Origin of the sequence: Ensifer sp. (genome assembly GCF_035999135.1) — a bacterium.
Taxonomy (GTDB): domain Bacteria; phylum Pseudomonadota; class Alphaproteobacteria; order Rhizobiales; family Rhizobiaceae; genus Ensifer.
In genome coordinates, this window is sequence record NZ_DASYGZ010000144.1 from 182,963 (window position 1) to 198,124 (window position 15,162).

The following is a 15,162-nucleotide window of genomic DNA, read 5'->3' on the forward strand; positions in this document are numbered from 1 at the left end:
TTGGCCCGCAAGGAAGGCGTGCAGCCGGCCGTCGCGAAAGGCGCCGGGCCGGCCGAACCGTCATTGCACCGGCTCGACTTCGGGGTCGTCGAGGTCGGACGACAGCGGTGGGAGCGTGTCGCGGATTTCGTCGATCTTGCCGACGGCCGGCCCGACGCCGAGAATATCCTTGGCTTGGAAAACCATGTCGTCGGTGACGACACCGTCCTTGGTGAAGCCGGCAAGCGCCTCGCGAAGCGCTTCGTCGCTGAGGGCTGGATCCGCCGGTATGGCGCCGACGCCGTTCTCGGCTTCGAATTCTGCATAGGCGATCGCATAGGCCGAAACGGCCGCCATCTTCGGGTCGTTCGAATTGAGATAGGCGTGATAGTTACGGTTGAGCGAACGGAAGCCGGGCGTGACGCCCGGGGCCGCGACGGGATCGAGCAGAGGATCCGAGACGACCGGCGTGGATTTTACAACCTTTTCTGCCTTTGTCGGCCTCGATACCTTCGCGTTGCTGCCGGACTTCTGCGACCTGTGGTGCGACTGCCCGTCGGTATCGTCGGTTGCCTTTTTGCCAGCGCGTCCGTCGTCCGATCGACCGGTGCCGGAACGGCTTTCGTGGCTGCTGCCATGCCCGCCGCCGTTGCCGCCGCCATGGTCGCTGCCGCCACCCCCACCACCGCCGTTGCCGCCCTTGGCGTAGGCCGCTTCGACGAGCCAGGCGGTGCCGCCGCAGAGCGGTGCTACGGCCAGCGTGAGCGTCAGCATGCTCCGGGCGACGATGTTCTTGATAGCCATCAGGTTCTCCATTGCTTCGGCATGAGTCGGTCTTCAAGAAAGAAGGCGGCCCGCTTGATTTGGCGAAGATATCGCCGGGGCCGAAGCGGTGCCATCGGCCCCCGACCATTGCCGTAGCGTCTAGGACTTAGGTCCGAGGGACGGACCTCAAAGGTCTGGGGGCATGGGCGGCCGCGGCGACATGGTTGACCATCGATCGGGAGTGGCTAGGTTGGCGCAGCCTTGCTACAATCGTCGTGCCGCGTGCCGGCGGCCCGATCCGAGAGACCTGGTGCAACTCAGTCAACTCATCACCCGCTGGAATTCTCACTCTCTCGCAACACAGTTCCTGGTCATCGGGGGAGTGGTCGCCGCTGGCGCGATGCTCTTGGTCGGCGCTTTCGTTTCCAATCGCATCGAGGATGCGGTGACGCGGAACTCCGCCGCGACGACGGCACTCTATGTCGACAGTGTGATTGCGCCGCTTTTGCCCGACATGCAGAGAAACGAGGTGCTTGACGAGACAGTGGCACGCGCGCTGGACGAGACGCTCGGCCAGGGAGCTCTTGGAGACCGGTTGCTGTCGTTCCGGCTCTGGCGGGCGGACGGCACCGTGCTGTACGCAAGTGACCCGAGCGCAACCGGCACGAACACCGGGCTTGGCGATGAGTTGCGGATGGCGTTTTCCGGGAAGATGGTCGCCCGTTTCGACCCGGATGGAGAGCCCGGGCAGGGGCGAGCGGGCGTCCCGGCGCTTGCGATCTATAATCCGGTGCTGCAGCCCTGGTCGGGGCAGGTGGTCGCCGTTTCCGAGTTTCACGAAGTCGCCAACGACTTCGAGCAGAGCCTGAACCGGGCCCGCCTTCATACCTGGCTGGCTGTCGGGGCGTTCACGCTTGCCTTCTTCGTCATGCTGTCGGCCATCGTGCTGCGCGGAAGCAGGACGATCGAGAGCCAGCGGCATGCGCTCAAGCAGCGAGTCGACGAGCTTTCAACACTGCTTGCGCAAAACGAGACATTGCGCGGTCGCCTGCAGCGGGCATCCCAGCGCGCGACCGCGCTGAACGAGGGCTATCTCAGGCGGATCGGTGCCGACCTGCACGACGGCCCCGCCCGGCTTGTCGCCTATGCCGCCCTGCGGCTCGACAGTGAAGCCTTCAAGAGCAGCAGGATACCGGTCGCAACGCGCGAGCACGAGATCGGGGCGATCAAGGCGAGCCTGGACGAGGCGATGCAGGACATCAGGACGATCTGTGGCGGGCTGGTGCTGCCGCAGATCGAGGCGGCCGGGCTATCGGAAATTCTTCAGCGCGCCGTCAAGGCGCACAGGCAACGGACGGGATCGGAGGTCGAACTCTCCCTGAGCAATCCGCCCGACCGCCTGTCACAGGCAGCAAAGATCTGTATTTTCCGGTTCGTCCAGGAAACGCTCAACAACGGCTTCCGCCATGCCGGTGGCGTCGGCCAGCGGGTCGCGCAGTGGGCGGACGGCGATTGCGTCACGATCGAGGTTGCCGACGCAGGACCCGGATTCGATCCGGAAAAGGTTCAGCCCGCAAGCCTTGGCCTTGCGGGCCTCAGGGAACGGATCGAGAGTCTTGGTGGAACGTTCGAACTTGTTGTCGGCGCGCACGGAACCACCGTCCGCATGACGACCAGCATCAGGGAGATTTGACGGTCATGGTCGCAGGGATACGCGTTGCCGTCGTTGACGATCATCCGTTGTTTCGGGAGGGCGTGACGCGCAGTCTCTCGGAGATCGAAGGGTTCGAGATCGTCGCGGAGGGCAGTTCGAACGACGATGCGGTCAGGATCGCCAGGACGCTCGAGCCGGACGTGATGCTCCTGGATATTTCGATGCCCGGAGGCGGGCTTGAGGCCATACCGGCGATCCTCGAGATCCGCCCGTCGCAAAAGATCATCATGCTCACCGTTTCCGAAGACGGTGACGACGTAACACGCGCCCTCGATCGCGGCGCCACCGGCTATGTGCTCAAGGGGGTCGGCGCGAGCGCGCTTGCCGAGGTCATCCGCACCGTGGCTTCCGGCGAGCGTTACGTGGCGCCCGCCCTGTCCGCCAAGCTTCTTTCCAGCCGGACGGCCCCGGCCGCGTCAGACAAATCCAGTCTCGTTGCCAATCTGACACCGCGTGAGAAGGAGGTTCTGCAACTGGTGGCCGCGGGCATGAGCAACAAGCACGTCGCAATCGAGCTCGACCTGCAGGAAAAGACCGTCAAGCATCACATGACGCAGATCATGACGAAACTCGGCGTTGCCAATCGCACCGAGGCGGCGATGGTGCTGCGCGATTCACGCGAAGCGCAGCCGCCACGGACGCATATCTAATGTGCAAACGACTGCAGGCGGCGTTTGTCGGCCGTGGTCGCGCGTCGATTGATGATGGTGCGGCCGCGACCATCCTTCATGATGTAGCGCCCGCTTTCGATCACTTCCGTGATGCCGCCCCTGCGACCGGCGCCTTCGTCTGTCGGCTCTTCGCTGGAACGCGAGGCCTTGGCGTTGTTGCCGCCGGAACCGCTGCCGCTCGAGCCACTGTTCCCGTTTCCTCCACTGTTTCCGCTATTCCCGCTGTTGCCCCCGTTTCCGCCCCCGTTTCCGCCATTGCCGTTTCCCCCGCCGCTATTCCCGTTCTTGGCAAGGGCCGTCGCCTGGGCGATCGCGACGCCATTGGCGGTGACGCTGAGTTCATAGGGCACGCTGGTGGCCAATAGGAAAGCAGCGGCCGCGAGGGCTGCGGCAAATGGCGTTCGGGGCATCACGATGTTCAAACCTCTGGCGGTCCCTTCCGTGCGCCGTCAGGACGCGGCCTGTCGCCGATCGGGCGCGCACGTCTCGACTTTGCCCACGGCCGACAGGGCCAGTCAACGTGCGTCTGCGATCATGGCGGCGCTGCCAGACCTTTTCGCTTGCGCCGCCGGACGTTCGTCGGGGCGCTATCGGACCAAGGTCCCTGCTGCCGTTTACGGGCAGCGGGGCGACATTTTACCGTGTGCCGAATTGTATCGTTTCATTCGGCCATATTCTCGACACCGAGATTGTTGACCAGTCGCCGCAGGCTGGGAACACCCGGCGCTCATCGAGCGCCCGCCGCTGCGTCTTGTTCGGGACACAGCGGCGGGCGTTTGCGCCTTTTGAAAGATCACTCGCTTGTCGCACGACACATCGCCCGGGCACGTCAAGAAACGCATCGTGCTGCATTTTCCCGGTTTCGAGCCACTGGATGCGACTAAACATCAGGCCCGCTACCAGCGATCTGCGCTCAAGACGGCCAGACTTCAGGATTTCGCCGTGAAGGTCGGTCCGGTGCAGACAGAAGGGAGCAGCCGCTACTTCGACGTCGACAGTGAGGGCCCGGACTGGCAGACGAACAGCCGGGTCTACATTTTCGATCATGACGATCTCGTCAAACACCTGAGCAACAGGCCGACGCTGATCAGAATGGCGGGTGGGTTTCGCAGTGCCGCCCGGGTGATATGGGAGGGCGGGGCGCTCGGCTATTTCCGTCACGCCTGGCGTTTTGGCCTGTTCTTCGTCTTTCCGTTCCTGCTCGTGGCGATCGGGCTGGCCCTGAGTGTGGCGCTCGGCACCGCGCCCTATTGGCTGGCGATGGAATCATGGCTGCTGCTCGTCAGCGGGATGCTTGCCTATCTTGCCTTCTTCAAGTTCTTCCTTCCCTGGTCGGAGCGATGGCATACGCTTCATCTCTTTGACGACTGGGAATTGGCCGTCGCCGTTGCCTCGATGGAAAAACCCTATTTCAAGCAATGGGTTGAGGATCGCCTGGCATCCGTGCGGGCAGCGATGAGCGAGCCGGCGGACGAGTATGTCATCAGCTCTCACAGCATGGGCTCGAGCATCGCTGCACAAGTCGTCGGCGCGCTGGTGGAGCGGGAAGCAAATCTGTTTGAGGGCAAGCGCGTCGTCTTTGTCACGCTTGGCGGGGCGATCCTGCAATGCGCGCTGCTGCGCTGCGCCGATGTGCTGAGGGCCCGCGTCGGCGCGATCGCTCGGGTCCGGGACATTTTCTGGTTCGACGTCCAGTGCCTGACCGACGCGATCAATTTCTACAGGTGCCAGGTTGTCGCTTTGACCGGACATCACAATGCGCCACAGCCACCGATCGTCTTCATCCGGGTCAAGCACATGCTTTCCCCGGATCGCTACCGCCGGATCAAGCGCGACTTCCTCCGGGTTCATCGTCAATATGTGCTGGATGCGGATGTGCGTGCGCCGTTTGATTTTACGATGATGACGGCGGGGCCGCTGCCGGCGGCGTCGTTTGCCGATCCCGCTTGAGGACATCCGACCTGCTCAGCCCGGATTGAAGCCGGGCTGATGTTGCCGTAGCGACGGATCCTCAGGTCAGGGCTTCCGCAAGGAGAGCCCGCTTTCCCGGTCGAAGAGATGCAGGCTTTCCGGCTCGATGGCGAAGGCAACGACGTCGCCGGGTTTCGGGCAAGCACTGGCCTTGACCAGCGCACCGATTTCCTTGTCGGCATAAAGGAAGGTCACGAGCGCGTCATTGCCATGGAATTCGACGAGGTCGGCGGTGCCGGAAATGTGGTTGACGCCTTCTGCGGCGATCTTCAGATCGGCCGGACGAATGCCGAGCACCACGTGCTGGCTATGGCGGAGCGCGAACGTGTCGTCCGGGACAGCGAAGTTGCCGCCGGCGCTGCGCAGCAGCCATCCGCCTTCGGTCTTTTCGACGATGGCATCGATGACGTTCATGTTCGGCGTGCCGATGAAGCCGGCAACAAAAAGCGTGCGCGGCCGCTCGTAGATCTCGGCGGGCGTACCGACCTGCTCGATCGCGCCGCCTTTCATCAGGACAATCCTGTCTGCAAGCGTCATTGCCTCCAACTGGTCGTGGGTCACGTAGATCGTCGTTGTCTTCAGCTTCTGGTGCAGTCGGGCGATTTCGACCCGCATGTGGTTCCTGAGTTTCGCATCCAGATTGGAGAGCGGTTCGTCGAACAGGAAGACGCGCGGCGTCTTGATCATGGCGCGGGCGATCGCGACACGCTGCTGCTGTCCGCCGGACAGTTCGGTCGGCTTGCGGGCAAGATAGGGCTCAAGCCCGAGCGTCGCTGCGACGGCTTGTATGCGCGCGCCGATCTCCGCCTTGGGAACCTTCATGCGCTTCAGGCCGAAGGCGATGTTGTCGTAGATCGTCATGTGCGGATAGAGCGCGTAGTTCTGGAAGACCATCGCGACGCCGCGATCCCGGGGTGGCAGGTCGTTGACCGCCAGACCGCCGATCGAGACGGTGCCGCCGGAGATGTCCTCAAGCCCGGCGATCATGCGCAGAAGCGTTGACTTGCCGCAGCCCGACGGCCCCAGAAACACGATGAACTCGTGATCGGCGACATCGAGGTTGAAATCGCTGATGACGTTGACGGCGCCGTATTGCTTGTCGACGCTGGAGCAGACGATGTTTGCCATGGCTCAATCCTTTCCGCTGTCCATGAGGATCTGCAGCTTGATGTCGGTCGGCCGGGCCGAGGCGGCTCGCTCGAACGCCTTTACGCTGTCTGCAAACCGGAAGGTTTCGGTGATCAGCGGCTTCAGGTCGACCTTGCCGGACGCGATCAGTTGCAAGGCGCGGTCGAAGATGTTGGCGTAACGAAACACCGTCTCGATGCGGACTTCCCTGGAGATCGCGCCCGGCACGTCGAACTGCACGACCTCGACCGGCAGCCCGACCAGCACGACGGCGCCGCCCGGACGGACCAGGTCGAAGATGCCCGCAAAGGCCTTGGCGCTGCCGCTGGCCTCGAAGACGATATCGGCACCCCATCTGCCGGTTTCTTCGGCGATGACATCGGCAAAGGCGCGCTCGGCGATGTTGATCGGGATGATGCCCGGATACTGGGCGGCGATCGCCAGTTTCTCGGCGCTGAAATCGGAGATGAAGACGCGGCTGCAGCCGCCGGCAAGGGCCGCCAGCGCCACCATGATGCCGATCGGCCCGCAGCCGATGACGGCGGCGACGTCGCCCGGCGCGATCCGGGCGCGGGCGGCCGCCTGCATGCCGATGGCGAAGGGCTCGACCATGGCGCCTTCGGCAAAGGAGACGGTGTCTGGCAGCTTGTAGGTGAAGGCGGCCGGGTGGACGGTAAAGGGCGTCAGCACGCCATGAACCGGCGGTGTCGCCCAGAAGCGCACCTTGGGATCGACATTGTAGATGCCGAGCTTGGAGGCGCGGGACGAAAGGTCCGGAACGCCCGGTTCCATGCAGACGCGGTCACCGACTTGAAGCGTTTCGACGTTGCTGCCGACCGCGACGACGGTGCCCGCGGCCTCATGCCCAAGCACCATCGGCTCGCGCACCACATAGGGGCCGATGGCGCCATGGGTGTAGTAGTGCACGTCGCTGCCGCAGACGCCGACCGTGTGAATGGCGATCTTGACGTCATCGGGACCGAGTTCCAGCGGGAGATCGATCTCCCGGAGCGCGAGCTTGCCTTTTTGCTCGAGGACCAATGCTTGCATGAGAGTATTTCCCTGTTTCTACTGTGTCTTGCGTTTGAAGGCGCTGTTGAGCATGCCGCTTAAGACCCCGATGAAGAGCAGCGGCGGAATGGAGAGCAGCACCACGGAGGCGTTGAGGATGCCCCAGGGCACGTCGCGGCCGAGTTGGGTCAGTTCCGAGGCGACGATCGGCAGCGTCTTGGCGTCGGACGTCGTCAGCATCAGCGCGATCAGGAATTCGTTCCAGACGAGCACGAAGGCAAAGGCGACGGCGCCGATCAGGGATCGAAGGGCAATCGGCAGCGCGATCAGGAAGAAGATCGCGTAAGGGCCGTAGCCGTCGACGCGGGCCGCTTCCTCGACTTCCTTCGGCACCCGGGCGAACGCCGGGACGCTCAGCCAGATGATGGTTGCAAGCGTCAGCAGAGAATAGGTGACGATCATCGACAGGCGGGTGTCGTAAAGCCCGAAGTCGAGCCAGATCACCATCAGCGGAATGGCGATCGCGACCGGCGGCAGGAAGCGCAGCGACAGCACGAAGAACTGAATGTCGCGAGACCATCGATTGGGATAGCGCGCAATCGCATAGGCCGCCGGCAGGCCGAGCACGGCACCGATCAGCACTGCAGCACCCGAGATCAGCAGCGAATTGACAAGGCCGGCAAAGACGCTTTCCCGGCCGAGCACATAGGCGAAGTTGTCGAGCGTCGGCTCGAAGAGGAAGAGCGGTGTCGGGGTGACGATGTCGACCCGGTTCTTGAAGGCGTTGAGCGTGGTCCAGACCATCGGGAAGACGGCGGAGAAGGCAGCAAGGCCAAGGATCAGCCGGCCAATGAGGCGGCCAAGGGTGTGAGCGGTCATCACTGAACCCTCTTCCAGATGAAGGTGAAGGCGATCGAGGTGGCGATCATCATCAGAACGGCCATGCTGGACGCGTAAGAGATGCGGCCGGATTCGATGAAGCCTTGCGAAAAGGCGTACATGTCGAGTGTTTCGGTCGCGATGCCGGGGCCGCCGCGGGTCATGACGTAGATCAGGTCAAAGGCGCGCAGCGACTCGATCATCTTGACGAAGGCGAGCGAGATCAGCGGTGCCTTCAGCATCGGCAGCGCGATGAAGGCATAGATCTCCCACGTGCGCGCATGGTCGAGCCTTGCCGCTTCGAAGGGCTGCGGCGGCAGCGTTTCCAGAAGCTTCGAGACGATGACGGCGAAGAACAGGCCCCATTGCCACACGTCCACCAGCGCAACGGTCGCAAGGGCCGTCGCCGGATTGGAAAGCAGGTCGAGCGGCTCACCGGTGATCGCCTTATAGGGGTAGGTGGCGATGCCGTAGAGCGGGTGAAAGGCGAACTTCCAGACGAAGGCGGCAGAAACGCGCGGCAGGATGACCGGCACGAGGAACAGCAACGCCAGCAGGTTGCGCGTGCGCGGCGATACGCATTCGAACAGCAGAATGCCGAGGCCGACGGCGATGACGAGCGTCATGCCGACCGTGACCGCCTCCCAGGTCAGCGAGACGCCGATGGCGTTGATAAAACGGCGATCCGAGAACAGGTCGATGTAGTTGGCGAAGCCGATGAGGCTGCCGTCCGGACGGCTGAGCTCCCGGTTCTGGAAAGAGATGTAGATCGCATAGGCCGTCGGCACGAGGGCGAGAACGGCGAGGATCCCCATCGCCGGGGTGAGGAACACCGCCGGCAGGCTGTTTTTTTGGCTCATGTCATGACGTCCTGCGGCTTCAAGCGCCGATGGTGCGGCGGTCCACCGGCGCGGCTTTTTGCCGGCCGATGGACACTCGGGAGGAACGGCGTTACTGGCCGCGGGCAATCAGGTCCTTGGCGAAGCCGTCGAGTTCGTCGAGGCCTTCCTTGATATCGCTGCGGGTGCCGGTGATCAGTTCTTCCAGGATGATGCCCCAGCGGTCGCCGAGATCGGGCCATTGCGGGCTCTGCCAGAAGTTGACGGCGGTAACCTTGCCGGTGTCGGCGAGCGCCTGGCCGAGATCGGGACCGTAGAGCTCGGCGAATTTCGGGCTGGTCATGATGCTGGTGCGGTTGAGCTCGCTGAATTGGCCGGCGTCGAGCCTGCGCGCCTCGTTTTCCTTCGAGGTCGCCCAGGCGACGAAGAGGCCGGCGCAGGCCTTGGAAGCCTCGTCCTTGTTGGCCTTCATGCCGATCGCCAGGCCATGGCCGTAGCCGCCGCCCGTCAGCGGTGCGGGCGGCGGCAGGTAGCCGACCTTGCCGGCGACCTTGGAGGATTTCGGATCGATCGCCATGCCGACGAGCGGGGTGGATTCGATCAGCATCGCCACCTGGCCGGAGGTGAAGGCGCCGACCGCCTCGTCCCAGCCTCCGGTCTGGCTGCCCGGAGCCGAATACTTGAAGAGCTCGAGATAGGTCTCGGTCGCCTTGATCGCCTGCTTGCCATCAAAGACCGGCGTCTTGCCGTCGAACCAGTTGCCGCCGAACCCCTTGAAGAAGGGCATCCAGCGCCAGACATTGGCGCCCGAGCCGCGCTGGCCGCGCAAGGCCGTACCGTAGATGCCCTGGTCGGGCTGGTTCAGCTTCTTGACGGCGGCGACATACTCGTCGAGCGTTTTCGGCGGCGCGATGCCGGCCGCTTCCAGCAGGTCCTTGCGGTAGACCATCAGGTCGCCGCCGCCGGTGATCGGCGCAAACCAGACCTTGCCGTCATAGGTCGCGACCTTCTGGCGGCCTGGGTCGAAGTCGGCATAGTCGTACTCTGCCGGATAATAATCCATCAGCGGTGCGACCCAGCCCGCCGACGCGAACAGCGCCACATTGGCCTCGTCGATGTAGTAGACGTTGTACTTGCCGATGGTCGAGGCGTCGGCCTTGGTCTTGGCGCGCCGATCGTTTTCATTGAGATAGTCGATCTCGAAGGATGCACCGCCCGAGAGCTTTTCGAATTCGGACTTGTAGTCCTCAAGCAGCGTCAGGCCGTCGCGTGGCTGAGCCAGCACCTTGATCGTGCCCGAGCATTCGGCCGCGACCGCGAGCGTCGTCAATCCGCTGGAAAAAAGGCATGCGAAGGCAAGGCTCGAAACGAGCGTTTTGGCTTTAGTCATTGTGAAAGACCTCCCCAGGTCTGCGATGCGCGCCGGATACTCCTCAGATCCAGCGCTTTCCTCATAGCGAACCGTTTCGCTGCGTCTGATGATAGGCCCTACGCGGCGCCGAACTAGCGTGCCAGATGCGGCCGATCTATACTTTCATGCGGAAAAGGACGCTCAACGCATCATTTGCAGCGCAGCAAATGCAAGGATTCATCGTTGACGTCCGGCGTGGCGCCTTAAGAGCGGGAGGTCCGGCGTTGGCTGGTCAGCCGCCGATAGGCCGATGGCGTCATCTTGTGCTGGCGCAGGAAGGTGCGGTTGAAGTTGGAGATGTTGAGGTAACCGACTTCGAAGCAGATGTCGGTGATCGGCATGTCGGTTTCGGCAAGCAGCTTGCAGGCCTGCCAGATGCGCAGCTTGTTGACGTGGTCGGTGAAGGTGTTGCCGGTGTTCTTCTTGAAGAACCGCGAAAACGCCGTCTCGCTCATGCCGGCCTCTCTGGCGAGGTCGGCCAGATGGATGTCGCTCGCGATGTTCTCGTAGATGAAGGCGAGCGCCTGGCGCAGCACGTCGAGGGATTGCTGGTCGAGCTCCGGCGCGAACTCCGGTGAGGAGAGCCGATCGTATTCGTTGGTGTTGACGAGCAGGTCGAGCAGCTGGATGAACAGTGAGAGACGCGAAAGACCTTTCAATGCGCCCATCTGTTCGATCAGCTCGGCCCCCTTTGCCCGGCTCTCTCCATGAAACACAAGGCCGCGTTCGGCGCGGGCGAAGAAGGCATCGAGTTCGGCGAATTCCGGCAGGGCGTCGGTAATCTCGCGCATGCGGTCCGGGTGGAACTGGATGACGATATCGCGCCCCTCGATGATCTCCCCGGGCTCGGTGACCGTCACCCAGTCATGCGGCAGGTTGCTGCCGATGACGGTGAGATATCCGGGGTCGAACCGGCCGATATGATCGCCGACGAAGGCGAGGCCCGAAGCCTTGCGGATGAGATGGATCTCGATTTCCGGATGGAAGTTCCAGACGTTGCGTTCCCAGGGATAGTTGTCGAGGCGCCATAGGAACGTCTCATCAACCCCGGTGACGATGTGCTCGAAGGTCGGCGGATTGGTCGCCAGCGAAGCCGGCTTCGTCGGCGCGCGCTTGGAGCCTCGCGCCGCGCTCATTGCCGGGTCTCTCCTGACGAGATATCGATCGCTGCCTCCCTTGTCGGCCTTTGCTCAGGCGCGCTCCGCCCAGGTTTTTGCCAATTCAACGAGCGTCTTTACGCTGCGTTCCATGTCCTGGCGGCTGACCCATTCGAGTGGCGAGTGGAAGGCGTGGCCGCCGGCAAACAGGTTGGCGGAGGGCAGGCCCATGAAGGAGAGGCGCGAACCGTCGGTGCCGCCGCGGATGCTGCCGCGCACCGGCTGCATGCCGGCCCGTCGGATCGCCTCGATGGCGTTTTCCACGATCTCGGGATGGCGGTCGAGAATGGCCTTCATGTTGCGATATTGCTGCTTCACCTCGAAGCTGTAGGTTGAGCCGGGATAGGCCGCCATCACGTCCTTGACGATCGCCTCGAGCATGGCCTCCTTCTTGGTGAGGCCCGCTTCGTCGAAATCGCGCACGATGAAGCCGAGCTGCGCCTTGTCCATCGAACCGGTCACGCCGGTCGGATGAACGAAGCCGTCGCGGCCCTCGGTGCCTTCAGGAGACACGTCTCTCGGAAGCCGGCTAATGATGTCGCCGGCGACCTTGATGGCGTTTTCCATCTTGTCCTTGGCAAAGCCGGGATGGATGGCGACGCCGTGAATGACGATCTCGACACCATCGGCCGAGAAGGTCTCGTCCTCGATATGTCCTGCAGTTTCGCCATCGACCGTGTAGCAGAATTGGGCCCCAAGCTTTTTCAGGTCGACCTTGGCGACGCCGCGGCCGATCTCCTCATCGGTGGTGAAGAGCAGCTTGATCGTGCCGTGTTTGATGTCTGGATTGTCGATGAGAACCTGCGCCGCCGTGACGATTTCAGCAAGGCCGGCCTTGTCGTCGGCACCCAGCAGCGTCGTGCCATCCGTGGTGACGATGTCATTGCCGATCTGGTCGTTCAGAACAGGGTGATCGCTGACGCGGATGACCTGCTGCGGATCGCCCTTCAGCTGGATATCGCCGCCCTGATAATTCGAGAGGATCTGCGGCTTGACGTCGGTTCCGGTGAAGTCGGGCGCCGTATCCATGTGCGAACACCAGCAGATGACCGGAACGGGCTTGTCCACATTCGAAGGAATGGTGGCGTAGACATAACCGTTTTCATCGAGGTGGGCATCCTCGAGCCCGATCGCCAGTAGCTCCTCGACGAGCACGCGACCGAGGTTCTTCTGCTTCTCCGTCGATGGCTGCGTCTTCGACCTCGGGTCGGCCTGGGTGTCGATGACGACGTAACGGAGGAAGCGGTCGAGAACGGTATCGGTCATGAGCGGGATCCAATGCTGGTGGCGTTGAACCGCTATACCCCCGCGTCACAATTCCTCAAACCGGATTCGGTTGTGGCGTATAGTGCGGGAACATCTTGGCTCAGCGGTCTTCGCGTGTATGCCAGATGCGCAGGATAAAGATCGTTGACTGCTTGATCTCATAGCGCATTTCATAGTGTCCAACGAGCAAGCGACGAACTTCTCTGGGCGCGAACTCGTCAATGCGTTCCCCAAGACGGGGTTGTTCGATCAGATGGGACGGGGCGGAGATTAAGGACCGCACCGTCCGTGCCGCCGCCGTCCTGTTGACGGGCGCCAGAAACTCGAAAAGGCGCCCCAAATCGGACGAGGCCTTTGGCGTCCACTTCAGCTCCATCATTGCGGAACGGGGAGCGGTGTGTCGCTTTCGAGACTGTCGGCCCAGGCCTGCATGGCCTGATGATCGATGACGTTTCCGGCATCGACGTCCGCAAGCGCCTCAAGCGTCAAACGGCGTCGTTCTTCTTCCTGGTCGACCCAGGCAGCAAGCGCCTGCTTGATGATCCAGCCGCGCGGTCGCTCCAGACGGGCCGCGAGCTGATCCACCTTTTCTGCCAGCGGCAACGGAACGTGCGCAGTCAGCACTTTCGTTTCCATGTGCATCTCCTTCAATCAGTATCAATCATAGTGATTAATTCTGACTAAGTCGATGATGTTCGGCGTTCGGCTCCATCTGTCGGGCGGCGGCACGAGATAAGTCGGAACGCTAGTAAGCCCCGCCCGACCGTCCCATGATTTCGGCATCGCCACTGCTACTCTTGAACTCCGCAGCCAGCTTGGAAGTCGCACCGACCAGCAGGCCGACGTCGTTGCCGACGGCGACAAAGGTGGCGCCGAGCTCGAGATAGCGCCGTGCGAGCGCCTGGTCCGAGGTGAGAATGCCGGCCGCATTGCCGTGCGACTGGATGCGAACGAGCGCCGCTTCCACGGCCTGTTGAACCTCGGGTGCGCCAGGTTTGCCGAGGTAACCCATATCGGCGGCAAGGTCGGCAGGGCCGATGAACACACCGTCGACGCCGTCGGTGGTGGCGATGTCGTCAAGGGCGGCAAGGCCGGCCCGGCTTTCGATCTGCACGAGCAGGCAGATCTCGTCATTGGCGGTCTGCAGATAATCCGGGATGCGGTTGAAGGCCGACGCCCGGGCAAGGGCAGCACCCACGCCGCGTACGCCGTGCGGCGGGTAGCGCACGGCGCGCACCAGGGCGCGGGCCTGTTCGGCGCTCTCGACCATCGGCACCAGCAGCGTCTGCGCGCCGATATCGAGGATCTGCTTGATCATCCAGGTTTCGCCGATCGGCGGACGGACGATCGCGTGGCTTGGCGAAGCCGAGAGCGCCTGAAGCTGGGCCGCCAGCAACGGCACGTCGTTCGGCGCATGCTCGGCATCAAGCAGCAGCCAGTCGAAACCGGCACCGCCGCAGACTTCAGCGGTGTAGGGATTGGCAAGCGCCAGCCAGAGACCGATCTGTGGGCGCTTTTCGGCAAGCGCCTGTTTGAACTGGTTGCGGGGAGCGGGCATGGTCGTTCCTATTCGAAGTAGCAGCTGACGGTGCCGGACGGACCGAAGTCGGCGACGATCGTGTCGCCATGGCGGGCCTCGATCGGGCGGATAAAGGAACCGGCAAGCACGATCTGCCCGGCCTCGATGCGGTCCCCATAGAGCGACAGTCGATTGGCAAGCCAGGCGATGCCGCGGGCCGGATGATTGAGCACGCCGGCGCCAAGCCCGGTCTCCTCCACCTCGGCATTGCGCGAGACGATCGCGCCCATCCAGCGCATGTCGATCGCATCCGGCCGCATCTGCCGCCCGCCGAGAACGATGCCGGCATTGGCGGCGTTGTCGGAGATGGTGTCTACGATGGTGCGGGCTTTCTTGGTCTCGGGATCGACGCGCAGGATGCGGGTGTCGAGGATTTCGAGCGCGGGGGTCACATAGTCCGTTGCGTTCAGAACGTCGAAGACGGTGACGTTGGGACCTGAAAGCGGCGCCTTCATCACGAAGGCGACCTCGGCCTCGATGCGCGGCTGGATGAAACGGTTGCCCGGAATGCGCGCGCCGTCTTCAAAAAGCATGTCGTCGAAGAGCACGCCGGAATCCGGGATGTCGATGTTGAGCGCATATTGCATCGCCTTGGAGGTCAGCCCGATCTTCCAGCCGATCACCCGGCGTCCGCCGGCGATCTTCTTTTTCACCCAGGCGGCCTGTACCGCATAGGCGTCGTCCATGGTCATGTCGGGGTGTTTGAGCGACAAGAGGCCGGTCTGGATGCGCTCGCGTTCGGCGGTGTCGAGGGCGGCGGCGGCCGCCTCGATCTGGGATTGTTCGAGCATG

16 protein-coding genes are annotated in these 15,162 nt (G+C 63.0%); 3 read left to right on the forward strand and 13 right to left on the reverse strand.

Annotation, left to right across the window (positions count from 1 at the left end; all coding sequences use genetic code 11):
* Positions 1–60 precede the first annotated feature (60 nt).
* Positions 61–783, reverse strand: a complete 723-nt coding sequence (locus VGO12_RS18200) for a hypothetical protein (protein ID WP_327514145.1) — start codon at positions 781–783, stop codon at positions 61–63.
* 271 nt (positions 784–1,054) lie between these two features.
* Here VGO12_RS18200 and VGO12_RS18205 point away from each other — a divergent pair, with 271 nt between their 5' ends.
* Positions 1,055–2,437, forward strand: a complete 1,383-nt coding sequence (locus VGO12_RS18205; RefSeq protein WP_327514146.1) for a sensor histidine kinase — start codon at positions 1,055–1,057, stop codon at positions 2,435–2,437.
* Positions 2,438–2,442: 5 nt separating this feature from the next.
* Positions 2,443–3,108 carry a response regulator transcription factor gene (locus VGO12_RS18210; protein ID WP_327514147.1) on the forward strand — a complete coding sequence of 222 codons (666 nt, stop codon included), beginning with the start codon at positions 2,443–2,445 and terminating at the stop codon, positions 3,106–3,108.
* Here the strand turns inward: VGO12_RS18210 and VGO12_RS18215 are convergent.
* Positions 3,105–3,542: a hypothetical protein gene (locus tag VGO12_RS18215; RefSeq protein WP_414650745.1), complete on the reverse strand. Its 438-nt coding sequence runs from the start codon at positions 3,540–3,542 to the stop codon at positions 3,105–3,107. The genes VGO12_RS18210 and VGO12_RS18215 overlap by 4 nt on opposite strands.
* A 388-nt stretch (positions 3,543–3,930) precedes the next feature.
* Between VGO12_RS18215 and VGO12_RS18220 the strand changes: the two genes are divergently transcribed.
* Positions 3,931–5,079: a hypothetical protein gene (locus tag VGO12_RS18220; RefSeq protein ID WP_327514148.1), complete on the forward strand. Its 1,149-nt coding sequence runs from the start codon at positions 3,931–3,933 to the stop codon at positions 5,077–5,079.
* A gap of 66 nt (positions 5,080–5,145) precedes the next feature.
* On the opposite strand, the gene VGO12_RS18225 is transcribed toward VGO12_RS18220, so the two are convergent.
* From VGO12_RS18225 to hpaH, 11 genes are all read right to left on the reverse strand, one after another.
* Entirely contained in the window at positions 5,146–6,228 is a 1,083-nt protein-coding gene (locus tag VGO12_RS18225) for a sn-glycerol-3-phosphate ABC transporter ATP-binding protein UgpC (protein ID WP_327514149.1), read from the reverse strand.
* A gap of 3 nt (positions 6,229–6,231) precedes the next feature.
* Positions 6,232–7,278: an NAD(P)-dependent alcohol dehydrogenase gene (locus VGO12_RS18230; RefSeq protein WP_327514150.1), complete on the reverse strand. Its 1,047-nt coding sequence runs from the start codon at positions 7,276–7,278 to the stop codon at positions 6,232–6,234.
* Between the two features lie 18 nt (positions 7,279–7,296).
* Positions 7,297–8,118 carry a carbohydrate ABC transporter permease gene (locus VGO12_RS18235; protein ID WP_327514151.1) on the reverse strand — a complete coding sequence of 274 codons (822 nt, stop codon included), beginning with the start codon at positions 8,116–8,118 and terminating at the stop codon, positions 7,297–7,299.
* Positions 8,118–8,978 carry a sugar ABC transporter permease gene (locus VGO12_RS18240; RefSeq protein ID WP_327514152.1) on the reverse strand — a complete coding sequence of 287 codons (861 nt, stop codon included), beginning with the start codon at positions 8,976–8,978 and terminating at the stop codon, positions 8,118–8,120. The genes VGO12_RS18235 and VGO12_RS18240 overlap by 1 nt, the downstream gene beginning before the upstream one ends.
* Before the next feature lie 91 nt (positions 8,979–9,069).
* The gene (locus VGO12_RS18245) at positions 9,070–10,347 is read right to left on the reverse strand and encodes a sugar ABC transporter substrate-binding protein (RefSeq protein ID WP_327514153.1); all 1,278 of its coding nucleotides are present in this window, start codon (positions 10,345–10,347) and stop codon (positions 9,070–9,072) included.
* Positions 10,348–10,571: 224 nt separating this feature from the next.
* Positions 10,572–11,504 (reverse strand): AraC family transcriptional regulator, encoded by a 933-nt coding sequence (locus VGO12_RS18250; RefSeq protein ID WP_327514154.1) that lies wholly within the window; start codon positions 11,502–11,504, stop codon positions 10,572–10,574.
* Positions 11,505–11,558: 54 nt separating this feature from the next.
* A complete protein-coding gene (gene pepT, locus VGO12_RS18255) occupies positions 11,559–12,791 on the reverse strand; it encodes a peptidase T (RefSeq protein WP_327514155.1) in 1,233 nt (410 codons plus the stop codon).
* A 100-nt stretch (positions 12,792–12,891) separates the two neighbouring features.
* Positions 12,892–13,167: a type II toxin-antitoxin system RelE/ParE family toxin gene (locus tag VGO12_RS18260; protein ID WP_327514222.1), complete on the reverse strand. Its 276-nt coding sequence runs from the start codon at positions 13,165–13,167 to the stop codon at positions 12,892–12,894.
* On the reverse strand, positions 13,167–13,427 hold the full coding sequence (locus VGO12_RS18265) for a ribbon-helix-helix domain-containing protein (protein ID WP_327514156.1): 261 nt from the start codon (positions 13,425–13,427) through the stop codon (positions 13,167–13,169). The genes VGO12_RS18260 and VGO12_RS18265 overlap by 1 nt, the downstream gene beginning before the upstream one ends.
* A gap of 109 nt (positions 13,428–13,536) precedes the next feature.
* Positions 13,537–14,349, reverse strand: coding sequence for a 4-hydroxy-2-oxoheptanedioate aldolase (gene hpaI, locus VGO12_RS18270; RefSeq protein WP_327514157.1), 813 nt, complete (start codon positions 14,347–14,349; stop codon positions 13,537–13,539).
* 8 nt (positions 14,350–14,357) lie between these two features.
* Positions 14,358–15,161, reverse strand: a complete 804-nt coding sequence (gene hpaH, locus VGO12_RS18275) for a 2-oxo-hept-4-ene-1,7-dioate hydratase (protein ID WP_327514158.1) — start codon at positions 15,159–15,161, stop codon at positions 14,358–14,360.
* Between the last annotated feature and the right edge of the window lies 1 nt (position 15,162).